Consider the following 22,195-nt stretch of genomic DNA (forward strand, 5'->3'; position numbering starts at 1 on the left):
CTATCCCTAAGCTTCTCCCCGATATCCAACATAAATTAATGCTGGCAATGACAGCAAAAGAAAGTGCTACGTTGCCCAAGCTTAATACTTGCTATGTTTCCACCACAAATCCGGCATGGCTCTCCGGTTCTGCCATAAACAAACAATTCCTGAGCAAAATAGCCGGGCTTACCATCAGATTGCAAGAAATCCCTGAGTGTCGTTCCCCCTTGCTCAATAGATCGTTGCAGAACCTTTTTAATCGTTTCTACCAATAAATACACTTCACGCTCTGCCAACGTATGTGCCGGGCGCTCAGGCTGAATATGAGCAGTAAACAACGCTTCGTTCGCATAGATATTACCAACGCCTACAACTAGCTTATTATCCATTAGCCAAGGCTTAATCAATGTTTTTTTATTCCTTGATCGGGCGTAGAGATAAGCGCCATTAAAGTCATCAGAAAGTGGCTCCGGCCCCAAATGAGTCAATACTGAGCACTGATTGAGATCATTACTCCATAGCCACGCCCCAAATCGTCTGGGATCGGTATAACGCAAGACCTTACCATCGGCCATGACTAAATCCACATGATCATGTTTTTCCGCAGGACGTTCCTCCGGCAGTATCCGTAAGCTACCCGACATACCCAAATGGATAATAATCCAACCCTCTGCTAACTCAATCAGCAAATATTTAGCTCGTCGTTGAACACTGAGTACAAGCCGGTCACTCAGCGTCATAATTTCTTCCGCAACAGGCCAGCGTAGCCGCCCATTTCTGACTACCGCATACTGAATTACATTTCCTACCAGATGTGGTTCTATTCCTCTCCGGCTGGTTTCTACCTCTGGTAGTTCTGGCATGATGATAACTCCTGTATTATGTATATTGTTTCAACTCTATTGCATCTCAGCAGATTAAGATAATATTTTCGTGTATCATTTCCAACCAGACTCAACAGGAATGAAAATAGATTGATGAATATGTTTGATGTTAAAAATCTCAACAAAAAGTCATTATGGAACTTATCCATCATTGGGATTTATATATCCCTCGTTTATCTGCCTGATATAACACGGTATAAAAACCTGGTTCTTATTCTGATTGGCATTACAGCGCTGACCTATTTGGCAACAGACTTTCGTCAAGTGATGCGTTCTATGCGCAATTCATTGTTGCTATCCATTCTGTTATTTACCCTAGCAATGTTCTATTCAGTGGCGATTTCCGTCGAACCTGCCTTGAGCTTTCAAGAGATGAAGAAACCCATCCTGAATGGGTTGTTACTGTTCAGTTTTACTTTTCCGGTTGTATTGTACAAAGAGAGTAAAGAAAGCATTGCCAAAATGATTCTATATTCATTTACCATTGGGATGCTGGCAATATGCCTGACTGATATTGGTAAATATTTTATTGACTATAGTCAGGGTAAAATGCCTTTTACCAACTTCGATCACCGGGAATTTTCTTATGGTTTTATTTTCTATTTCCCCATTCTACTTTGCACTTGGGCACTGTGGAAGAAACACACCTTAGTTAGTTGGCTGATACTAGCTGTTGCTTCAGCTATCAGTTTGTTTTTGTTATTAGGTACCTTAGCCCGTGGCGCTTGGGTAGCTGTTGCTGTTATAACTGCCTTTATCATCATGATTAATCGTGAATGGAAACTGACCATAATAGCGAGTTTAATCCTTAGCTTTTCAGTTGTCCTTTCTCACACTACGATAATAGCTAATGAAAATACTAAATTACTATTTTGGAAGCTTACTCAAACTGATAGCAGCCAGCGTTATGAAAATGGCACACAAGGGGCTGCTCTTAATTTGATTCTAGAAAATCCAATTAAAGGCTATGGTTATGGCAATAAGGTCTACCATAAGGTTTACAATGAACGAGTTGCCGATTATCCAAACTGGGTATTTCGTGCATCCATCGGCCCCCACAATATCTTTCTGGCATTCTGGTTTGCAGGTGGAATAATCGGCCTAATTACAACCTTACTAATGACCATCTCCGCACTGTACACTGGTAGCCATATTATTGGCCGTAATAGTGGCATAATAAAGCAGGCAGGCATTATTCTATTAACTGGATTTATCGGATTATTTATTGTCCGCGGAGCTTTTGAAAATACTTATATTAATGAGATAGGCATTTTACTCGGTTTGATGATTGCACTATATAAAAAGAAAAGTGAGTAATCAGATATCCCGGTCATATCATCAGTGACTGCATATGACCGCCACCACACCGATTACTGTGCAGAAATATCCTTTGATATTGTCTGCATAATAAGCCTGGCTCGCTGATCCCAATTAAAACGTTCTGTTACCAACATTTTGGCATAACTGATTTGTGCTTTAACCTTTTCCGGATTAGCTCTTAATAACCGAATTTGCTGAGCAAAACTTGCCGCATTCTCACTATCAGCAAAACTAACCGCGTTTTCATCAACCACATCACGAATAGAAGGAAAGTCAGAAATCACCACAGGTTTACCCATCGCCATATACTCGAATAATTTCAGTGGAGAGGTATAACGGCTGCCAATGCTGGTCTTAGTTAATGGCAACAAACAAATATCATTATCTGCAATCACCTGAAAACGCAATCTGGGTTGAATAAACCCCAAAAAATTAACTCTGTCACAAACACCAATCTGCTGAGCAATCTGCTGTAATTGTTGAATTTGTTCTGGCTCACCACCCACAATATTCAGCACTGCATTTTCAAGATAAATCATCGCTTCAATTGCCGTTGGAACTCCCTTCCAACGATGCAAACTTCCCAGATAAAGGATCTGGGTGGGTAATTCACGGTCAGTCGACATAAATTTATCTGATGATATCGACTCCACGGCCAACATATCAACACCATCTGGTGCAACAACAATTGGTGTGCTGACATTATATTCACTGATAATGTCATCATTCAGTAATGACGTCAGAACAAAAATAACCCTGGACTGATTATAAACAAAGCTCTCGGTTTCTTTCAGTTTCTGATATTTATACTGATTTTTATTTTTACTCAAATCATGTGATTCTTTAAACGACTGAGCAAAAATTTCATGACTTTCAAAAAACAGAGGAATTTCTGGATGTTCACATAATAGATATTTTGCCATTTTCAAATTACGGGTAAAAACCGCATCTATGCTGTTCTTTTTCAACCAACAGGAAACCTGGAAATAGAACATCTTTTGAGTATTGAGCGGAAAGTACCACTTACGCCGGATATTGCGTAAAGGCATCAGTTTAGCCGATGATGGCAATATGCGCCCAAGTATCTCCTCAGCAGTATTTGTACCCTCTGGCGTAACCAAGTACACATCAGCCCCCTGACGGGCAAATGCGTCAACATTTTGTAAGATTTGTAATGATGCCACCCGATAATCAGGAACCGGATAGGGGTCGATATAGGCAATCTTCATTATTTATCTATTGCTTTCAGTAAACGATTTGCTGAATGTTCCCAGGTATACATTGTTTCAATCCGCTGACGCGCTTTCCTTCCCATGTTTTGCCCTCTGTCTGGCTGGGACAATAAAATATTAACCGCATCGACAATGGCTGAAGCATCCCCTGGTGTGACCAAAATACCTGAATTATTTTCATTACCGACCACTTCAGGTATGCCTCCGATATAACTGGCAATAACAGGTCTACCACACGCCATCGCTTCCGCAATAGTGATCCCAAACGCTTCATCACCAACACTTGGGAAAATCCCCGCGTCACCAGCAGCATAATATTCAGGTAATTGATCATGTCCTACCGGTGGATGGAAGATAACTTGTTCTTCCAGTCGCAGGGCTGCAACTCGTTTCTTCAAACGTTGCAGATCTTCACCCGCGCCGATAATCAACAACTTAACATCTTTATCCTGTAACCGAGACATTGCATCAATCGCCACATGCATACCTTTCCAGCCAACCAGACGCCCAGCAAAAGTTAGCAAAAATGTTTTATCACTGATCCCAAGACGCGTTCTGACAGAAGAATCTGCTGGCCTGAACTTATTAATATCAACACCGTTGTAAATAACCTGAGGAAATTGTTTAAAATGGTGCTGAATCTGCCAGGCATTAAAATGACTACATGCCACCCAAGCTGAAATTTTCTTACTCAGCCCCCTGTCCCCCTTGAAGAAACTGGTTCCACCACTCATATAGCAAAACTTAGTACGACTCTCTTTTGGCATCATTCGTGGCCAAAAAAAATCAAACGGCTTAGTTAGAATAATCCAGTCAAAATCTTCAGCAATGACAGCATGGCGGGCATGGCGAGCAAATGAGTAACGTTCAACAATACGCTGAAAACGTCGGCCAATATTAATCACTTGCTCTCTGGGGGTGAATGGAAAAGTATGGATCTGTATAGCCCTGTCACCGAGAGCTGGCTGAACATCCCCCTTCCCACCAAAAATATGAATTTCATGGCCGGCATCAGTCAGCGCTTTCGCAAGCTCCCAAACTGCCGTCTGAATACCACCGTAAGACATCGTCACAGTGACATCAACTAAACCTATTTTCATCTTGTTGTTATCCCTAATGACTGAGTTTCTAGTAACTTTTGAGTTTCCTGCCAGATTTGTTCAACAGATATAACAGACATCGAGTCTTCACATGTAGCTTGCATATAGTGAACCAGATGTTCAATAACCGCCAGATGTGGATGCTGCCGCCGCATAATGTTGGCAAAACGCAATTCCTCTTCACTAACACAGTAATTCAACTGCCAGTCACTTACTTCAACCCCAATCTCACTAGCAAGCATGGCACGTTCCTGCTGAGCCGGCAGCAACTGCTCTGGCTTTTTTACCGTCAACCAATTAGGTTGCCACGAAGACTTATCTGAAAATGAAACTGTTAAGCGTGATCTACGTTTCGCATACTGCAATAAAGGTTCGTCGTCGCCATATACTAAAGCTATATCATAATGTCTACGGGTAAACCAGCGACACCATTTTGCCTTACTTTTTGAAAAAGCAGTCAATCTATTGATATCACTTATATTTTCCAAGGTATGTTTGGTTCTTTTATACGCCATAACATCAATATTCGCACCAAGCCATTTCTGTTTTAAAGCACGAATAACCGTCATCACCAGTAAGGTGTCACCGAAACGTGCTATAACAATGACCAGAATATTTTCGATTTGCATAAGATAATTATCTGATTAATCTGCTATAAAATTCAACAAAACATCCAAGAATCTATTTTATATGCTCTTGATAAAGATAGGGTAATTAAATTAACAATAGATTTAAAAACAAATTAATATCAATTAGTTAAATGTCATTCAAAACCATAAATCAAAGAATAACGCCTAGAAAAAACTTAAATTATGTTAATATTTCTTGTCTTTAATACTGTGAAAAAAGACCTTTTCCATTTTATCTAACATATTATCCATTCCAAATAAAGCGACTGCCCGCTCCAATGAAGAATGGCTGAATTGCAAACGCAATTCATTATTATGAATCAACAACTCTAAACTTTCTGTCAATAACTCTGCATTTCTAGGTTCCACAATATAACCGGTTTCACCATCAACTACCGCTTCAGTAATTGCACCAACAGAGGTTGAAACAACAGGTATCCCACACGCCATTGCTTGCATAATTCCTTGTGGCACGCCTTCATTACCAAAAGAAGGTAATGCAAATAAATCCATTGCATTCAAACAATCAGGAACATCCTGACGATTACCTAAAAAAATAACACTATCCGACAAACCTTCTCGCTTCACTAAAGGTTCCAGTGACTTACGTTGTGGACCATCACCAACAAACAAAAGCTGCCAGTCAGGGTATTTCTGGTGCAGAACTTTCCAGCTTTCTAACAGATAGCGATGCCCTTTCCAGGTTCTCATGGTCGCAACCACACCCAATGTCGGTTTATCCTGTATACCAATCCGCTGACGGCAAACTTTCTTATCTTCCGGTCGGAAACGATCTAGATTGATTCCAGTGGGCACTGATGTCATATGCTGTAATGGATAACGATTATTGATATGCAAATTTTGACGTAGTTTTTCACCTGTAGTCGCAATATGCCGGCATGCTTTTAGATACAACCAACGGGTTGTTATTGAATTGGATACATTGGTAGAAACGTGCCTGGTTCTAACCATTGGCGGCATATGCCTTAACGTTGCACAAGCCACAGCAACCAACCATGAATCTGTTGAACTATGCGTATTAATAACGTCAAACTGACGGCCTTCTTTCTTTAACCAATTACGCATAGTAAGCAAGCAGGATAAACGTTTTTTCTCAATAGGCAAAGCAACAACTGGAACGCCATAAGATTTTGCTTCGCGGTAGATATTAGAATTAGGACAACAGACAATAACCACCTTATGTCCACGTTTTATCATCCCTTGAGATTCCGTCAGAATACGTATTTCCTGACCTCCCCAACCGCAAGAAGATTCCGTATGTAAAATATTTAGTTTTTCTTTAGTCATTTCAGCTCTATATCCAGCCTACCGGAAGGCGTTAGTATAGCGAAACAGCATTTTACGTCTACGAATAACAGGATATATATGAAACTCTGAGAAGAAAGAGTGAGTATCTGTTTTAAAATTCTTCAAACAACAAAAAACCCGACCTAAGCCGGGTTTTTATCAAATCAGCCAAAATTATTTAATCTTAGCTTCTTTGTACATCACATGCTGACGAACAACTGGATCAAACTTTTTCATTTCCAGCTTCTCAGGCATGGTGCGCTTGTTCTTCGTAGTGGTATAGAAGTGACCAGTACCAGCTGAAGAAACCAGCTTGATTTTATCGCGAATACCTTTAGCCATTTTTCAGCTCCTTAGTACTTCTCACCACGGGTACGAAGTTCAGCCAGAACTGCATCGATACCCTTCTTATCAATCACACGCATACCTTTAGCAGATACACGCAGAGTTACAAAGCGCTTCTCGGACTCAACCCAGAAACGGTGGGAATGCAGGTTAGGCAGAAAACGACGCTTAGTCGCATTTAATGCGTGAGAGCGGTTATTACCACTCATCGGGCGTTTGCCAGTAACTTGGCAGACTCGGGACATGTCTATTCTCCAAAAATCAAATCAGCTCGAGCTTTGTATTGGGTATGGCCGCCTCGTCAGGCTTAGGAGCCCATCTCAGCAAATTCTACTGAAAAGACTCACATTTACTCAGAAAATGTGCTGAGATAGGCTCTTCTCGCCAAACCAAAGATCCTCAAAGGTGGCGTAGTATACGCCCTCAATCGCTGACGCTCAAGTCCCGCACAACTAAAGATCCGCAAGGATCTTGAAAAAGTTAGACTAAATCCATCCTCGTTCCGCAAATGAGACACAACATTGTCGGCCAATAACAAGATGATCCAGCACCTGTATACCAACCAGATTACAGGCATCAATGACTTTATCAGTGACAATCTTATCCGCCAAGCTAGGCTCCGCATGGCCTGACGGATGATTATGTGCCAAGATAATAGATGAAGCATTCACCTTTATCGCCGATCTGACAATTTCACGAGGATGAACTTCAACTTTATTGATTGTGCCTTTAAACATCTCCTCATGGCAGATAACTTTGTTTTGATTATTGAGAAACAACACAACAAATATTTCCCTGTCACGCCCTGATAATAAGTTTTGCAAATATTCTCTGGTTACACTTGGGCTACTCATAATATCTTCATGTATGAACTGGCTGGAGAAAAAACGCTTTGCCAGTTCTGCAATGGCTTGCAATTGCGCGTATTTAGCTAATCCCATCCCTTTATGAGAACAAAAAGTGTCATAATCAGCAGAAAGTAAATGGTATAAAGACCCAAATTCTTTCAGCAGAAATTCAGCCATTCGTAAAACAGGAACACCTCTAGTTCCAGTACGCAGAAAAATAGCCAGTAACTCAGCATCTGTCAGAGAAACCGAGCCATAGGCCAGCAATTTTTCTCTGGGAGCTAAATTCGAATATATTTCTTCTGTATTTTCAGCAACATCAACTACCATATATTCATCTCCCAGCTTTGTTCATCTGATATATACCCGTCATCTTTCAAGTTGCCTCTTTGTTGGCTGCACTCACTCACCCGGTCACATAGTTATCTATGCTCCCAGGGATTCGCTCCCTTGCCGTCGCGATGCATCTTGAAATCCATAGGGTATAAACAGTATTCCATGCCGCAAAAATAGGAGCGAATGTCATATTCAAGAGCTGCGTAGCCGCTCGCAAACTTACCCTTTTTTACTATCAAAACGCAGACTATCCTCAACTCTGTAATCTCTTGTGATAAAATCCAAAACCCTTTCAACTTATATTCGGACAATCATGATGGCAGGACTTTCCGGCAAACAGATTGTGCTCGGTATCAGCGGAGGGATCGCCGCTTACAAAACTCCCGAGTTAATACGCCGTTTGCGTGATCGCGGTGCGCAGGTACGTGTGGTAATGACACCGGCAGCAGAAGCATTTATTACCCCACTGACATTGCAGGCAGTTTCCGGTTACCCCGTTTCCGATGATCTATTAGACCCAGCAGCAGAAGCCGCTATGGGGCACATTGAACTTGGCAAATGGGCTGATCTTATTATCCTTGCCCCTGCTACTGCGGATTTATTCGCTCGCTTGGTGGCGGGTATGGCTAATGATCTGTTGACAACTGTTTGTCTAGCTTCCGCGGCCCCCATTGCTGCGGCTCCTGCGATGAATCAGCAAATGTTTCGTGCTCAAGCGACACAACATAATCTCAAGATTCTTGAAGAACGGGGAGTTCTTCTGTGGGGTCCAGACAGTGGCAGCCAGGCTTGTGGTGACGTTGGCCCTGGTAGAATGCTGGACCCAATGGCGATTGTCGAACTGGCCGAACAACATTTTCAAACGAGCCAAGATTTAGCTCATCTAAAACTTGCTATTACCGCTGGACCAACTCGTGAAGCGCTGGACCCCGTCCGCTTTATCAGCAATCACAGCTCCGGCAAAATGGGATTTGCTATCGCCCAAGCAGCTGCAACACGTGGTGCAGAAGTTACCCTTATCACAGGCCCGGTTAATTTACCAACACCACCGGGGGTTAAGCGAATCGACGTAACCAGTGCCTTAGAAATGAATGAACAAGTACAGATAGTCGCTAGTTCACAGAACATTTTTATTGGTTGTGCCGCAGTTGCAGATTACCGCGCTAAACAAATTGCCGCAGAAAAAATTAAAAAACAGGGTGATGAGATCACTTTCACCCTGATCAAAAACCCGGATATTGTTGCTAATGTAGCGGCAATGCAAGAAAACCGTCCTTTTGTTGTTGGATTTGCAGCTGAAACCCAGAATGTGGAAGAATACGCACGAAGGAAACTGAACCAAAAACATTTGGATCTAATTTGTGCGAATGATGTATCCCTTACTGGCCACGGCTTTAACAGCGATACTAATGCATTACATTTGTTCTGGCATGAGGGGGAAGTCCGTTTACCCCATAGTAATAAGTTATTACTCAGCCACCATTTATTAGACGAGATAGTCAGGCACTATGATGAAAAAAATCGACGTTAAAATCCTTGACCCACGTATCGGGAAGGAATTTCCTCTGCCAACTTACGCCACTCCAGGCTCTGCCGGTTTAGATTTGCGGGCTTGCCTTGATAAAGCAATAGAACTGGCCCCAGGACAGACTGAACTTCTTCCGACCGGGCTTGCCATTCATATTGGCGATGAGCAACTGGCAGCCGTTATTCTGCCTCGTTCGGGCCTTGGACATAAGCACGGCGTCGTTTTGGGTAATTTGGTTGGCTTGATTGATTCCGATTATCAGGGCCAACTGATGGTTTCGGTCTGGAACCGTGGTGATAAAGTTTTTACTGTCGAACCGGGCGAACGTATCGCTCAGATGGTTTTTGTCCCTGTCGTTCAAGCTGAATTCAATTTGGTAGAAGATTTTGAAGCCAGTGAAAGAGGCTGCGGTGGTTTTGGCCATTCCGGTCGCCAATAACTCTCTGTAAAACCTAATACCATTCATCCATTATCATATCCTTTGCTCAACTATCATTGAGCAAAGGATAGTTGATTTGTTTTGCTGCTCTTAGCAGGGGGTCCTATCCAACATGGTAGAAAACGAAAATACGAAGAAGAGAAACAGGCGCGAGGAAATCTTGCAAGCTTTAGCGCATATGTTACAGTCCAGTGATGGTAGCCATCGAATAACCACCGCTAAACTGGCCGCTAATGTGGGTGTTTCTGAAGCCGCACTATATCGGCATTTTCCCAGTAAAACCCGGATGTTTGACAGTCTGATTGAGTTTATTGAAGACTCATTAATTTCACGGATTAACCTGATTCTGCAAGACGAAAAAGATACCATTGCTCGTATTCGCCTGATATTAGCCTTGATTCTAGGCTTCTCAGAAAAAAACCCAGGGCTGACTCGCATCATGACAGGCCATGCTCTGATGTTTGAACAAAACCGGCTGCAAGAGCGCATAAATCAGTTGTTTGAACGAATTGAAGTACAGCTCCGTCAAGTTTTGAAAGAGAAAAAATTACGTGATGGGCAAGGTTTCAGTTATGATGAGTCGCTGTTAGCCGCCCAATTACTGGCATTTTGTGAAGGGATGCTATCACGCTTTGTCCGCTCAGAATTCCACTATCGCCCAACACAGGAGTTTGAAGCGCGCTGGCCATTATTACGGGCTCAGTTACAATGATTTATTCTACTACTCACCCCGCCCGTTATTGGGCGAGGGCTTTTTTTTAACGCTGATGGTCAAACACCATACTGCTCACGATATACTTCCACTGCATCCAAATGCTCTTTCATTTCTGGCTGACCACCTAAATAATTAATCAAATCATTCAAGGTAATAATGGAAAACACTTTACAGTGGTAATCTCGTTCAACTTCTTGAATTGCTGAGATTTCACCATTCCCACGCTCCTGACGATCAAGACAAATCATCACACCAGCAAGAGTCGCACTATGCTGCTTAATAATCTCCATAGATTCACGGATAGCAGTGCCGGCAGTAATAACATCATCAACCAGTACGACATTGCCTTTAAGTGGACTACCGACTAAAGCCCCACCTTCACCATGATCTTTAACTTCCTTGCGGTTAAAACAATACGGCATATCAATATCATGGTGCTCTGCCAGTGCAACCGCCGTTGTTGTTGCGATTGGGATACCTTTGTAAGCAGGTCCGAACAACAAATCACACTGAATACCACTATCCAACAATGCTGCGGCATAAAAACGCCCGATTAACGCCAAATCACGCCCGGTATTAAACAGCCCGGCATTAAAGAAATACGGGCTTTTTCGTCCTGATTTCAGAGTAAATTCCCCAAACTTTAATACCTGTTTTTTTAGCGCAAGCTCGATAAATTCGCGCTGATAGGCTTTCATTGGTGTCTCTCCTCTTAGTTCTGATTATCCGCCATACAACAGGCACAAAAAAGGCGACTATTACGTCGCCCCGATCAACTGAATTATTTTAACGCAGTTCTCTGCGCTGCAAAAATGGTCTCTAGTCCCCCTTTAGCAAGGGACAATAAGGACAACAATTCATCATGACTGAATGGCTCTCCTTCCGCAGTGCCTTGCACTTCAATCATCCGACCATCTTCCATCATCACAACGTTCATATCAGTTTCAGCCGCTGAATCTTCCACATATTCCAAATCACAACGACCTTCGTTATCCACAATACCAACAGAAACCGCAGCAACCATTGATTTCAGCGGATTCTCTTTCAATTTGCCCGCTTCAACCATTTTATTCAGTGCATCAACCAGCGCTACACAAGCACCAGTAATAGAAGCAGTACGGGTACCACCATCAGCCTGAATAACATCACAATCCAGAGTAACGGTATATTCACCCAATTTTTTCAGATCAACAGCGGCACGCAGTGAACGGGCAATCAGACGCTGGATTTCCATAGTACGCCCGCCTTGTTTGCCTCTCGCTGCTTCACGAGCATTCCGGCTATGAGTAGAACGCGGTAACATGCCATACTCAGCCGTAATCCAACCTTGTCCTTGACCTTTCAAGAAACGGGGAACGCCCTCTTCAACGGATGCATTACATAACACCTTGGTATCCCCAAACTCCACCAGAACCGAGCCTTCCGCGTGTTTAGTGTAATGACGAGTTATAGTGATAGGACGCACTTGCTCTGCCGCTCTTCCTGCTGGGCGCATAGTGTTATCTCCGTTGTTAAATCATTATTGGAGGCGCATTATACGGCCTAACGGGTCTAATGCCTATCCTACATCTACGACGAGCGTTATAATCCCTTAATCTTTTGTTTAAATGGGAACGAATCATGATTCGTAGTATGACTGCTTTCGCGCGGCGAGATATCAAAAGTGAATGGGGAAATGCAGCTTGGGAACTGCGTTCCGTTAATCAACGTTATTTAGAGACTTATATCCGCCTGCCAGAACAATTCAGAAGTTTAGAACCCGTGATCCGTGAGCGCATTCGTTCCCGCCTGACTCGCGGAAAAGTTGAGTGTAACCTACGTTTTGAACTGGACTCACGCGCTCAGGGTGAACTCATCTTAAATGAAACCTTGGCAAAACAATTGGTGAATGCAGCAAATTGGGTCAAGCAACAAAGTAATGAAGGTGAAATCAATCCTGTTGATATTTTGCGCTGGCCGGGCGTTATGGCAGCGGAAGAGCAAGATCTGGATGCTATCAGTACCCAGCTGTTGAAAGAATTGGACACAACACTGGATGCCTTTATTCAAAGCCGTGAAACCGAAGGCACCGCACTCAAAACGATGATTGAACAACGTCTGGATGCTGTCACTGAAGAAGTCAGCAAAGTTCGCCAACAGATGCCTGAAATTATGCAATGGCAACGGGAACGCCTGCATACCAAACTGGAAGAAGCCCAAGTACAGCTTGAAAATAATCGTATTGAACAGGAGTTAGTTCTGCTAGCTCAACGCCTTGATGTAGCAGAAGAATTGGATCGCCTGGACGCTCACGTCAAAGAAACCCGCAATATCCTGAAGAAAAAAGAAGCCGTTGGCCGCCGCCTGGATTTTATGATGCAGGAATTCAACCGCGAATCTAACACGCTTGCATCCAAATCCATTAATGCCGATATCACTAATTCCGCTATTGAATTGAAGGTACTGATTGAACAGATGAGAGAGCAAATCCAAAACATTGAATAGTATTTCATAGCCTCTCACAAAATTGCAAAAAGCCAGTAATACACAGATATTACTGGTTTTTCTTATTTCTGAAGATTTCATAGAGTCTTACAATAACGCATGATTAAGGGGTATATCTTAGATATCTAAAACTAATTTAGGTGTACCCACCTTAATTATTGGAAATTGCACAATACCAAAGTTCACAGATAAGCAAATAAGAACGTGAATAAAATCCAGTGAATGATTCGAAAGAAAATCGAATGGAAACGGTTTTTATCTAACTGCTGCTATAACATGAGCTACTGGAACAACTTTAGGGGCTATGGCTATAGCTGGAAAGAGTATTATTGTTGCTGCAGACATTGTTCTTGCTGTTGGAATCATCGTTACTATTGATTTGAATTTTTCACAGATGTCACCAACAACCTATGTGAAAAATTTATCACTTTGTGAATGAAAACTTTTGTAAATATGCCATCCTCATGCTTTCCTATGTTTAGCCTCTAAAACTTAGAAACTTTTTTATTATTTATCATGATGTTAAATAATATTTTAAGCACATAAAACCTATCACAAAACATCATGAGAAAATTACTCAAATTACGACGATTTAACTACCCAGATACGCACCCTTCTCACTAAAGCAGAAGGCGAAAAGCGCTCACTGAGCGACGACGAAGCGAAACAATTTGACGAACTGCGCAGCCAGTCCAAATCCGTGAATGTTGAAATTGCCCGTTATGAGGTACTTTCTTATGCCACTGAAGAAAATGGAGGGTAAAACACACACACCAGACTCAATAAAATCAAAGTGGATGAGTCATTACTCAATATTCAAGACACCAAGCACTGGCACTGCTAGCTGATAAAACTCACTAAGCTTGAAAAGGGAATAGCATTAAAGGGAACATCAGGCTGCCATGTCATGTTTATATTTCCTATTTTTTCGACACATTGTGAGTATATGTTGACGGCATCAACACGCAAAGGTCTTATGTCGATGAAATCATTAAATTTCGACACGTGTTCACGATATGTCGATGATATCGACATATGGCACCATTTTATTGGTAGAAAACCACTGCCCCATTTGTGCTGCCGCTACTGTCTGCCAGGGTTTGTGTCGCGCTGAGTTGAACGTTTTTCAGGAGATACTTCAAGCTCAAGTTAAACGAGTAGAGTATATTCTCACCGGTTCACGGCGCTGTACTTATCGCATAACTAACCATATTCAACCGGAATAACGTGATATCTTTGGCAACACTAGCCTAATTAAACTACTCCGCTACTTTCTCTGTTGCCTTCTTTGTTTCCTTCTCCGTTAAACATAAAAAACAGCGTACCAGTCAGTAATATCAACCCACCACATATTATTAAAAGAGATTGAACACTAATATAATCAGCAACTGGACCAAACAACACCATACCTAATGGCAAAGAACAGGACATAGCTATTTGGACTAAACTAAATATCCTTCCCATCATCTCAGGTTTAACCTTTTCCTGGAAAGTTGCTACTATCGGTGCGTTAAAACAAGGCATTATCATGCCCAAAAAGACGTTTAATGCCAGATAAAGCGGGAACCAATACGCATAGCCAAGAGCAATCATAAATATCCCAGAAAATGCGCAAGCTACTGCCGTTATACGCAATTTATTTTTATATTCATTCAAGAAAGAAATCAGCAATCCACCTAAAACTGCTCCTGCACTAAATGTCACTTCATTAATAGCTAAACGCCATGATTCTTCACCAAATGTTCGGTTAACCAATAGCGGCGTCAAAAACGCAGCAGGACTAACCAAGAAACAATCACAAATCAGGAAAATCAAAAGATTCCTAATGAGCTTATTCTCTCGCAGATAGCGAAAACCATCTAAAATCGCCTGAAATTTATTATCCGGCATGGAATCAGAAGCTACTGTAGGAATAGGAATAAATGCAACAATACTAATGCCAATAATGGCAGTCGCCACATCCACTAGAAAAATATTTTCAAGCGAAGTTTGAGAATACAAAAAACCACTGATAGCAGGAGATGCCAACATCATTAGTGAAGTCAGAGAAGTATTAATACCATTGACCCGCAATAGTTTCTCTTTCGGGACCAATTGTGGAATGATGGCACTCACAGCCGGAGTCTGAATTCCAGTACAAAATGAACGGAGAAATAGGGCTACAAATAGTAACTCAATGCTCTTGAATCCGAGCATAAAAGAGATCGCCAAGCCAAGAGTCACTAATGCAATTAACGCATCAGAGGCGATACTGAGTAACTTACGGTTGTAAGTATCAGCCCAAACACCAGCAAATAAAGAGATTAATACCTGGGGAAGAAATGCACAGAGTACCGAAATAGCCAACATCTCTCCTGATGAGGTACTTAGGGTGATATACCAGACAATCGAGAACTGGACAATGGAAGAACCCAGCAGAGAAATTGTTTGAGCTGATAAAAATAAAGCTGTTTTTCGTTTCCAATCTGGAAGTATTGCACTCATTTTAGCAAAGCCCCTTAATATTTAAGAGGTGCAGTGTTTGAAGGTTATTATTCAAACACAAACTCCTCTAGCTCTTTTATAGTTGGTGCCCCAGCAGCACCAGAACGGTTGACAACAATGGCAGCAACACGATTGCCAAGCTTAACAGCATCTCTCAAAGACATCCCTTGTGATAAACCTGCCAGCATGCCACTACTATGAGCATCACCAGCTCCGATGGTATCTACCACTTTCACCTTATAGGCAGGAACATGTTCAGGAGAGCGGTCCGGCAGGCATATCCATGCACCTTGTGAACCTAACCGACAGATAATCGTGATTTTTCTTTTACTGGAGTAACAGCTAGCCTGAGTGACAGAATCACCTTCTCCACACAACATAGCAACCTCATCACGGTTCAGAGTCAAAATGGTCCGGTCAGCAGGTAATGCATCAATGAAAGCAGGATCTATTTCTGGTAAACGAGGACCAAAATCCAGTAATAACGTCTGTCCAAGAGGTAACGTCAGCAACCAGTCACACAAAATCGCCGTAGTTTTACTCGCCATGACATAACCACTGGAATAGATATATCCCTTTTCTGGTAGAGCAATAGAAGAGAGCATTGCCTCACTCCAGTCAACTTCGCAACCACTCACAGAAACAAAACTTCTTTCACCATCCGGTTCGACCATTGCCAAACACCAGCCATTATCAAGATATGAGTTGGTTAACGTGACCTTAAGTCCCAGAGCTTGCATTTCCTTAGCTATCTGCTCGCCCCAGTATCCATTACCAACCGGAATACCATTAATCACCGGGATTTGCAGACGGACCAAAGCCCGGGCAACATTAAAACCTGAACCGCCGATCTGCCGATCAATTTCTTTTGCTTCCCGGTCTTCACCGCTGCGGGGAAGCCTTGGTAAACAGAGAACAATATCTCCCGCAGCAGCCCCGATCACAGTAATCGGCAGTACCCCCTCCATCAGACTCTCCTTTTCTGGCCAAATATAAGCTATGACCCTGCTTAATAAAGAAAGAGACGAACAGTCCCAAGGCTGAAATTCTCACCAACAAACTATCAATTCAGAAGACAGACCGAGTGTTTGACCATCGCCATAGAAATAACCTGGAATGACATCTGATTACGGGTTTGGTCATCTTTAATTCCCAAACACAATGCATAAGAAACGCTTATACTTTAACATCAATCGAATCCAATAAGAATTGGCCGGTATAATTATGTGATTACTAACCTAAATCCATTGACCAGATTGATATTGCATTTATATGCTGATGTACACCGAATATATTTATACCCGTTATCTTTCAAGTTGCCTCTTTGTTGGCTGCACTCGCTCACCCCGGTCACATAGTTAACTATGTGACCGGGGATTCACTCCCTTGCCGTCACGAAGCAACTCGAAATCTATTGGGTATAACTTACGATATTATCAATAACATAAGGTGATTTTATTGTCTGAATATGCGAACAACTTAAATAAGGGAAGTGATTATCCTTGCTACTATCTTATTACAATAAACGATTAAGCGCGTAATTGAAGAGCGGTTACAAAAAGTTGAAGAACATTTACCCGCATTTGCAGTACAGCAAGTGCCATGTAAATATGGCACCCGCTCACTTATATTTTATGATTTACTTTTTATCAGCAACTTCTAGTTGCTGATAAATATAGTGTTTATAGCTATTCACCAACTCTTTATCCTGACAATCATCTAACGCTCCTCGGCAGAGATGGCGCATCGTCATATTCGCCCGATAAAAAGGTGAAACATTCAGTTTAGCTCTCTCCATAATCATTCCACCAAGGAATGAAATATCCGTCAACTCATCAGTCTGAACCGGTTCTCCCTGTTTCAAATTATCTCGCATGGTGAACTGAGTGATATAACCGGGATTTGAAAATACACTATCGTACTGATCTAAGTTAATATTGGGTTGATGATCACCGAAATAGAGGAAGATTGTTGGTTTTTCCCGTTTAGCAACAAACTCGCTGAAATCTTTGATTGCGGGATCAGAAGCCTTGATTTTTTCCATATAATGACTGAACTTACCAACTGCCTGTAAATTTTTCACATGTCCGGAAAGTCCGTAATCATCGGAATGATCTTCATCATATGGGCCATGTTCATACATAGTCAGGGAGAAAATAAACAACGGCTTATCGGTTTCCTGTCCCAAGATTTCTTTCACGTAATTCAACATACTCTGTGTAGGGATAGTCCACAGATTTTCGTCAAGACTGGCGGGATAGCCTAATTCCTGCGGTTGAATAATACGGTCAACACCCAGCGTCTGGTAAGCATGACCGGAGTGATAAGAGGATTTATTAAATGGTGTCAGAACAACGGTGTAATAACCATTCTGTTTCATCTCACGGAATAGACTGTATTTCAAGTGATCAACGATAAAATAAAAAACCGCATTTTTACGTGAACCAAAATCATCAGTATTCAAACCTGTCAGAGCAGAGAATTCGGATAACCAGGTACCACCGCCAAAAGTTTGTACCCTCATTGGGCTTTGAGCACTAACCCCAGTATTTCGCTGGAACATATAAAGATTAGGTAGCCGTGAATCATCCGGTAATTGATAGATATGTGGAGTAACCGTTGATTCCTGCAATAACATCACCACATCTGGCTTAATTTCAGACTGTGGCACAGGCAGCGTGACACGCTTAGCCTGTTGCAGAAAATAATCGGATGATTGTCCAAACTGAGGAGCATGATATTTGGCATCTTTAGCTGACATCACCATATTAGTGACAGTACCACGTCCTTTTGGTAGCGAAGATTCCCATTGCTCTCTAAACGCATTGGCGGTAACACTCACTTCCCATACACAAACCACAACCAACACCAATCCGACAGTACGCCATTTGAAACCACGGGAAGGTGATGACTTTTTCCAACTGAGCACCATATTAAAAATCAACCAGATAAGCATAGCAATGACTGCCAGGCCAGCTAGCCAATAATGCCGCAGTGTTTCCTGATTAGCAGGATCAAACATCAGGTTTAGGTCAGAGAACATGAGCTGTTCTTTGTAGTAATGAACTTTTATTTGATTGAGAAACTTAAAGATAATAAACAGTGTTCCGGTAAAGGCAACAGAAAACAGTAACCGGGCCGACATAAAAAACACCAGTCCAAATATCACACCAAATACACCGAGAGCTATCAATGCTGGATAAATAGCATCACTTTTTTCAAAAACCAGTATTAAAGTTGCAATAAACAATAACCCTAGATAAACACTCGATATTATCTTCTTTTTCATATCGTACTAAACCCAGTCAATAGGAAGCTCACACTAGTAACAGTTGGCAAAAATAACACAGGCAAGTTAAATCAATCGAAATAAAACATTAATTTTGTTGTTCCCGTCTCCTTATTGAACAAGAAAAAATTATCAAAACAGCCCATTATCCCTGAGAATATGTCGCTCAGCCTGACGACGAGTAAAACCGCTGCGATCAAAGAATTCCAATATCTGAATAGCCAGTTTACGACCAATACCCAATTCATCACGAAAATCGGCGGCAGTGATCCCACCATGATTTTGATTAAACTTACGGATAAGCTCTGCGAATTGCTGAATTCGTTGGCTACCATAATAGCGATCATGAACAACGGCGGTAATATGTCCCAATTGTGCCGCTTTTTTCAATACACTGCGAATTGTCACCTCTTCTTCCTCTAAATCAGCCGCCAAATCACGTACCCACCAGGGATCATCTGCAAAATAAGGTGCTATTCGCTGCCACAATTTTCCCTGTTCGTCACTAAAAGCCAAACCATGTTCAGGAAGAAATAACCAACCACGCGCTTGTTCCAATTGCCCATTATCGAGCAATACATCAATTAGACTATAAACCAACGCTTCATTTAATGTTGGTAAAGCCATCCGTTTTAAACGTGCCTTCCCCAAACCCAGTTGATCAACATGTTGCTGATGATATTCAGCTAAAACCTGTAATAGTTTCTGTTTTGCCAGCTCAGCATGACTCTGTGACAGCACCATACCATCAGAGATCATCACATCCATATTAGCTATTAGCTGATGGAGAGTCTCTTCCGTTAACTGACGCGCCCAAGAAAAAATGGTTAAGAGAAAGAGCCCCTCGTGATAAATAGAGCATTAAATTAGCGGCATGATCCGATGCTCTGGCAAGCTGAGTGAGCCAATGCAAAAACTCAGGCTGACGCTTACCACGGCGAGGAGAATTTAAATTTATCACTCGTGCGCCGGCCAGCGTTCTTCTGGCGCTAATATCACGCAATATCAATCGGTCATTCTCAACCAGCCACAACGGGCTATCCAGGACCAATTCAGCTAACAGAGGCTTATCAGAAGGCTGATTGAGTAATGAAATCCGACCGGTGATATGGCTGGCAGCATGATGAATATGAAGAGATTGCCAGTTTCGCAAAGGTTCATCAGTTTCTAGTTCTACCAGCACCTTTTCCACATTCTCAGAGGGCTGTTGGGAAAGCAGCCAATCACCACGGGAAATCTGTTCCTTACTAATATCACCGGCAATATTCAGTGCAATGCGCTGCCCGGCCTGGGCCGTATCTGTCTGTCGATTCTGAGCATGCAGGCCACGCACCCTGACTTGATTATCACAGCCAGTCAGCCAGAGGATATCCCCATACTGACCCTGCCAGCTAATGCCGTTCCCGTCACCACCAGACCCGCGCCTTTTACACTGAAAACACGATCTATCGCCAGACGAAAACGCTGATTCAGCTTTTCATGCTGTCTGTTTTGTTGGTGTAGCTGCAACAGATGCTGCCGCAGAAGGGCAATACTTTCTTCATCAGTGGCTGCTGTAATAAACAAAGGAGCACCAATCCAACCCTGAGTTGCCAGTTCATACTCAATCTGTTGGCGCACATCAACTACCCGCAACGATGCCACCCGATCTGCCTTAGTGAGCACAACTGTAATTGCCGGGCAGCCTATCAAACGTAGAATAGCCAAATGCTCTTTGGTTTGAGCCATTACCCCATCGTCACAGGCAACCACTAGCAAAACATGATCGATACCCCCTATCCCTGCTAGCATATTGGCAAGAAATTTTTCATGTCCGGGCACATCAACAAAACCAACCGAAGACCCATCTGATTGCGGCCAATAGGCATAACCCAGATCAATGGTCATAACTCGTTTTTTCTCTTCCGGCAAACGTGCCGTATTCACACCGGTAATAGCTTGAATCAGCGTAGTCTTACCATGGTCAACATGACCTGCGGTGGCAAAAATCATATATAGTTTCAGAAAATTAGGGTAGTTCCAGAAAATTAAAGTAAGAGTGCCTGCAACAATGCTTTTCCGTCTTCAAGGCAACGTAAATCCAACCACAAACGTCCTTCAGAAATACGTCCAATAACCGGTTTCGCTAATCTACGCCAGTGCTGAGCCAACTGTTCCAATGTCCGGCCCTGACCATCAATGGCAGTGAAAGTCAAAGCCCAGCTAGACAAAAGCTCGACTGGCAATGAACCACTGCCAATCTGTGAGTAGCACGGCTCATTACGAACAATAAACTGGCCACCGTAATATGCCTGAATCTGAGGTAATAACTGTTGTGCCAAATCATACATTTCTTGCTGTGAACGCGTTAACAAACGTAACGTTGGCAAACTGATAGCAAAAGTTGTTCAGGGCATTGATACAATCGCAATGTCGCTTCCAAAGCAGCCAGAGTCATTTTATCCGCCCGCAAAGCGCGCTTTAGTGGATGACGCTGGATAGCTTTCTATCCACTGTTTCTTACCAAGGATAATTCCAGCCTGCGGGCCCCCCCCAATATTTATCACCAGAAAAAGTGACCAGATCGATGCCCTGATTCAGTATAGTCCTGAGGCATAGGTTCGGGCTGGCCAAGCCATGATTGAGCCATATTGATCAATAGAACCACTACCCAAATCAATAGCAGTAGGAAGTTGGGATTTAACCCCCAGTTTCGCTAATTCACAACCGGAGACTTCCGCAGTAAACCTTCAATACGGTAATTACTCGTATGAACTTTCATCAGAAGAGCGGTCTCTTCATTGATAGCTTGTTGATAATCTTTCAGGTGAGTACGATTAGTGGTGCCAACTTCAACCAATCGGCATCCTGCCTGAGCCATCACATCAGGAATACGGGAATTGCTCCACCAATTTCCACCAATCACCCGGAAACCAACAACTTGCTTACCGGATTGCTAACAGTTGCTAACATAACAACACAGCTGCTGCCATTGTTATTAACGACACAAGCATCTTCTGCCCCGGTTAATTCGCATAACAAAATTCGACCAAGAAGCACAATCACGGTGCCCACGCCCAGCACCATCGAGGAATATTCCAACGTTACCGTGAACGCATCACTTGTGTTACCGCTTCAATAACCGATTCTGGCCATTAATGCCCGGCCAAAGTTGGTATGAAGTTACCGTACCACTAAGGTTAAACACCGGCTTTAAGGACAAAACCTGTCTTTGTTCCAATTGCTGACCCAGTGCTTACTGCCCAGTTATCGCACCAATCAGGCAGTTCCTG

20 protein-coding genes and 3 pseudogenes are annotated in these 22,195 nt (G+C 42.5%); 7 read left to right on the plus strand and 16 right to left on the minus strand.

The annotated features are described in order from the left end of the window. Positions 1 to 35: 35 nt before the first annotated feature. The gene (gene mutM / locus BDD30_RS12170) at positions 36 to 845 is read right to left on the minus strand and encodes a bifunctional DNA-formamidopyrimidine glycosylase/DNA-(apurinic or apyrimidinic site) lyase (protein WP_015836429.1); all 810 of its coding nucleotides are present in this window, start codon (positions 843 to 845) and stop codon (positions 36 to 38) included. 114 nt (positions 846 to 959) lie between these two features. Between mutM and rfaL the strand changes: the two genes are divergently transcribed. Next, on the plus strand, positions 960 to 2,183 hold the full coding sequence (gene rfaL / locus BDD30_RS12175) for an O-antigen ligase RfaL (RefSeq protein ID WP_231849159.1): 1,224 nt from the start codon (positions 960 to 962) through the stop codon (positions 2,181 to 2,183). A gap of 53 nt (positions 2,184 to 2,236) precedes the next feature. Here the strand turns inward: rfaL and BDD30_RS12180 are convergent, their stop codons facing one another. The 7 genes from BDD30_RS12180 to radC form a co-directional block, all read right to left on the minus strand. Continuing rightward, positions 2,237 to 3,415, minus strand: coding sequence for a glycosyltransferase family 4 protein (locus BDD30_RS12180; RefSeq protein WP_015836431.1), 1,179 nt, complete (start codon positions 3,413 to 3,415; stop codon positions 2,237 to 2,239). Next, positions 3,415 to 4,518, minus strand: coding sequence for a glycosyltransferase family 4 protein (locus BDD30_RS12185; protein WP_015836432.1), 1,104 nt, complete (start codon positions 4,516 to 4,518; stop codon positions 3,415 to 3,417). Before BDD30_RS12185 ends, BDD30_RS12180 begins: the two co-directional genes overlap by 1 nt. Further along, the gene (locus tag BDD30_RS12190) at positions 4,515 to 5,147 is read right to left on the minus strand and encodes a glycosyltransferase family 9 protein (protein ID WP_015836433.1); all 633 of its coding nucleotides are present in this window, start codon (positions 5,145 to 5,147) and stop codon (positions 4,515 to 4,517) included. The genes BDD30_RS12185 and BDD30_RS12190 overlap by 4 nt, the downstream gene beginning before the upstream one ends. 186 nt (positions 5,148 to 5,333) lie before the next feature. Next, positions 5,334 to 6,455 (minus strand): glycosyltransferase family 4 protein, encoded by a 1,122-nt coding sequence (locus BDD30_RS12195; protein WP_015836434.1) that lies wholly within the window; start codon positions 6,453 to 6,455, stop codon positions 5,334 to 5,336. A 174-nt stretch (positions 6,456 to 6,629) separates the two neighbouring features. Continuing rightward, entirely contained in the window at positions 6,630 to 6,797 is a 168-nt protein-coding gene (rpmG, locus tag BDD30_RS12200) for a 50S ribosomal protein L33 (protein ID WP_010847629.1), read from the minus strand. Between the two features lie 11 nt (positions 6,798 to 6,808). Next, positions 6,809 to 7,045 (minus strand): 50S ribosomal protein L28, encoded by a 237-nt coding sequence (gene rpmB, locus BDD30_RS12205; protein ID WP_004265123.1) that lies wholly within the window; start codon positions 7,043 to 7,045, stop codon positions 6,809 to 6,811. Positions 7,046 to 7,285: 240 nt separating this feature from the next. Continuing rightward, positions 7,286 to 7,978: a RadC family protein gene (gene radC / locus BDD30_RS12215; RefSeq protein WP_015836436.1), complete on the minus strand. Its 693-nt coding sequence runs from the start codon at positions 7,976 to 7,978 to the stop codon at positions 7,286 to 7,288. 319 nt (positions 7,979 to 8,297) lie between these two features. Here radC and coaBC point away from each other — a divergent pair, with 319 nt between their 5' ends. From coaBC to slmA, 3 genes are all read left to right on the plus strand, one after another. Next, positions 8,298 to 9,515 (plus strand): bifunctional phosphopantothenoylcysteine decarboxylase/phosphopantothenate--cysteine ligase CoaBC, encoded by a 1,218-nt coding sequence (gene coaBC, locus BDD30_RS12220; protein WP_015836438.1) that lies wholly within the window; start codon positions 8,298 to 8,300, stop codon positions 9,513 to 9,515. Further along, positions 9,493 to 9,951 (plus strand): dUTP diphosphatase, encoded by a 459-nt coding sequence (gene dut / locus BDD30_RS12225; RefSeq protein WP_041382617.1) that lies wholly within the window; start codon positions 9,493 to 9,495, stop codon positions 9,949 to 9,951. The genes coaBC and dut overlap by 23 nt, the downstream gene beginning before the upstream one ends. Positions 9,952 to 10,063: 112 nt before the next feature. After that, positions 10,064 to 10,663, plus strand: coding sequence for a nucleoid occlusion factor SlmA (gene slmA, locus BDD30_RS12230; RefSeq protein WP_015836440.1), 600 nt, complete (start codon positions 10,064 to 10,066; stop codon positions 10,661 to 10,663). Positions 10,664 to 10,722: 59 nt separating this feature from the next. On the opposite strand, the gene pyrE is transcribed toward slmA, so the two are convergent. Together pyrE and rph are read right to left on the minus strand one after the other, a co-directional pair. Next, complete coding sequence (pyrE, locus tag BDD30_RS12235; protein WP_015836441.1) at positions 10,723 to 11,364, minus strand: orotate phosphoribosyltransferase; 642 nt, start codon at positions 11,362 to 11,364, stop codon at positions 10,723 to 10,725. Positions 11,365 to 11,447: 83 nt separating this feature from the next. Further along, positions 11,448 to 12,161 (minus strand): ribonuclease PH, encoded by a 714-nt coding sequence (gene rph, locus BDD30_RS12240; protein WP_015836442.1) that lies wholly within the window; start codon positions 12,159 to 12,161, stop codon positions 11,448 to 11,450. 125 nt (positions 12,162 to 12,286) lie between these two features. Here rph and BDD30_RS12245 point away from each other — a divergent pair, with 125 nt between their 5' ends. From BDD30_RS12245 to BDD30_RS24220, 3 genes and pseudogenes are all read left to right on the plus strand, one after another. Continuing rightward, entirely contained in the window at positions 12,287 to 13,150 is an 864-nt protein-coding gene (locus tag BDD30_RS12245) for a YicC/YloC family endoribonuclease (RefSeq protein WP_015836443.1), read from the plus strand. A 304-nt stretch (positions 13,151 to 13,454) separates the two neighbouring features. Next, a complete protein-coding gene (locus BDD30_RS24680; RefSeq protein WP_269450439.1) occupies positions 13,455 to 13,589 on the plus strand; it encodes a hypothetical protein in 135 nt (44 codons plus the stop codon). 598 nt (positions 13,590 to 14,187) lie between these two features. Further along, positions 14,188 to 14,376 (plus strand): annotated as a pseudogene (locus BDD30_RS24220) (transcriptional regulator); the annotation flags it as partial. 28 nt (positions 14,377 to 14,404) lie between these two features. On the opposite strand, the gene BDD30_RS12260 reads toward BDD30_RS24220, so the two are convergent. The 6 genes and pseudogenes from BDD30_RS12260 to selA all read right to left on the minus strand — a co-directional run. Further along, entirely contained in the window at positions 14,405 to 15,634 is a 1,230-nt protein-coding gene (locus tag BDD30_RS12260; protein WP_015836445.1) for an MFS transporter, read from the minus strand. A 47-nt stretch (positions 15,635 to 15,681) separates the two neighbouring features. After that, positions 15,682 to 16,602 (minus strand): carbohydrate kinase family protein, encoded by a 921-nt coding sequence (locus BDD30_RS12265; protein ID WP_015836446.1) that lies wholly within the window; start codon positions 16,600 to 16,602, stop codon positions 15,682 to 15,684. A gap of 254 nt (positions 16,603 to 16,856) precedes the next feature. Further along, a complete protein-coding gene (locus BDD30_RS24685) occupies positions 16,857 to 16,988 on the minus strand; it encodes a hypothetical protein (RefSeq protein WP_282958032.1) in 132 nt (43 codons plus the stop codon). 285 nt (positions 16,989 to 17,273) lie between these two features. After that, on the minus strand, positions 17,274 to 18,923 hold the full coding sequence (locus BDD30_RS12270) for an LTA synthase family protein (RefSeq protein ID WP_015836447.1): 1,650 nt from the start codon (positions 18,921 to 18,923) through the stop codon (positions 17,274 to 17,276). Between the two features lie 132 nt (positions 18,924 to 19,055). After that, a pseudogene (gene selB, locus BDD30_RS12275) lies at positions 19,056 to 20,915 on the minus strand (selenocysteine-specific translation elongation factor). Between the two features lie 35 nt (positions 20,916 to 20,950). After that, positions 20,951 to 22,195 (minus strand): annotated as a pseudogene (selA, locus tag BDD30_RS24690) (L-seryl-tRNA(Sec) selenium transferase); the annotation flags it as partial.

The organism is Photorhabdus asymbiotica, from assembly GCF_003634575.1.
Lineage (GTDB): Bacteria > Pseudomonadota > Gammaproteobacteria > Enterobacterales > Enterobacteriaceae > Photorhabdus > Photorhabdus asymbiotica.

What these genes read in the sequence shown, in the direction of transcription:
- mutM (WP_015836429.1), bottom strand. Translation starts at nt 845, where the DNA reads ATGCCAGAACTACCAGAGGTAGAAACCAGCCGGAGAGGAATAGAACCA.
- rfaL (WP_231849159.1), top strand. Translation starts at nt 960, where the DNA reads ATGAATATGTTTGATGTTAAAAATCTCAACAAAAAGTCATTATGGAAC.
- BDD30_RS12180 (WP_015836431.1), bottom strand. Translation starts at nt 3,415, where the DNA reads ATGAAGATTGCCTATATCGACCCCTATCCGGTTCCTGATTATCGGGTG.
- BDD30_RS12185 (WP_015836432.1), bottom strand. Translation starts at nt 4,518, where the DNA reads ATGAAAATAGGTTTAGTTGATGTCACTGTGACGATGTCTTACGGTGGT.
- BDD30_RS12190 (WP_015836433.1), bottom strand. Translation starts at nt 5,147, where the DNA reads ATGCAAATCGAAAATATTCTGGTCATTGTTATAGCACGTTTCGGTGAC.
- BDD30_RS12195 (WP_015836434.1), bottom strand. Translation starts at nt 6,455, where the DNA reads ATGACTAAAGAAAAACTAAATATTTTACATACGGAATCTTCTTGCGGT.
- rpmG (WP_010847629.1), bottom strand. Translation starts at nt 6,797, where the DNA reads ATGGCTAAAGGTATTCGCGATAAAATCAAGCTGGTTTCTTCAGCTGGT.
- rpmB (WP_004265123.1), bottom strand. Translation starts at nt 7,045, where the DNA reads ATGTCCCGAGTCTGCCAAGTTACTGGCAAACGCCCGATGAGTGGTAAT.
- radC (WP_015836436.1), bottom strand. Translation starts at nt 7,978, where the DNA reads ATGGTAGTTGATGTTGCTGAAAATACAGAAGAAATATATTCGAATTTA.
- coaBC (WP_015836438.1), top strand. Translation starts at nt 8,298, where the DNA reads ATGATGGCAGGACTTTCCGGCAAACAGATTGTGCTCGGTATCAGCGGA.
- dut (WP_041382617.1), top strand. Translation starts at nt 9,493, where the DNA reads ATGATGAAAAAAATCGACGTTAAAATCCTTGACCCACGTATCGGGAAG.
- slmA (WP_015836440.1), top strand. Translation starts at nt 10,064, where the DNA reads ATGGTAGAAAACGAAAATACGAAGAAGAGAAACAGGCGCGAGGAAATC.
- pyrE (WP_015836441.1), bottom strand. Translation starts at nt 11,364, where the DNA reads ATGAAAGCCTATCAGCGCGAATTTATCGAGCTTGCGCTAAAAAAACAG.
- rph (WP_015836442.1), bottom strand. Translation starts at nt 12,161, where the DNA reads ATGCGCCCAGCAGGAAGAGCGGCAGAGCAAGTGCGTCCTATCACTATA.
- BDD30_RS12245 (WP_015836443.1), top strand. Translation starts at nt 12,287, where the DNA reads ATGATTCGTAGTATGACTGCTTTCGCGCGGCGAGATATCAAAAGTGAA.
- BDD30_RS24680 (WP_269450439.1), top strand. Translation starts at nt 13,455, where the DNA reads ATGGCTATAGCTGGAAAGAGTATTATTGTTGCTGCAGACATTGTTCTT.
- BDD30_RS12260 (WP_015836445.1), bottom strand. Translation starts at nt 15,634, where the DNA reads ATGAGTGCAATACTTCCAGATTGGAAACGAAAAACAGCTTTATTTTTA.
- BDD30_RS12265 (WP_015836446.1), bottom strand. Translation starts at nt 16,602, where the DNA reads ATGGAGGGGGTACTGCCGATTACTGTGATCGGGGCTGCTGCGGGAGAT.
- BDD30_RS12270 (WP_015836447.1), bottom strand. Translation starts at nt 18,923, where the DNA reads ATGAAAAAGAAGATAATATCGAGTGTTTATCTAGGGTTATTGTTTATT.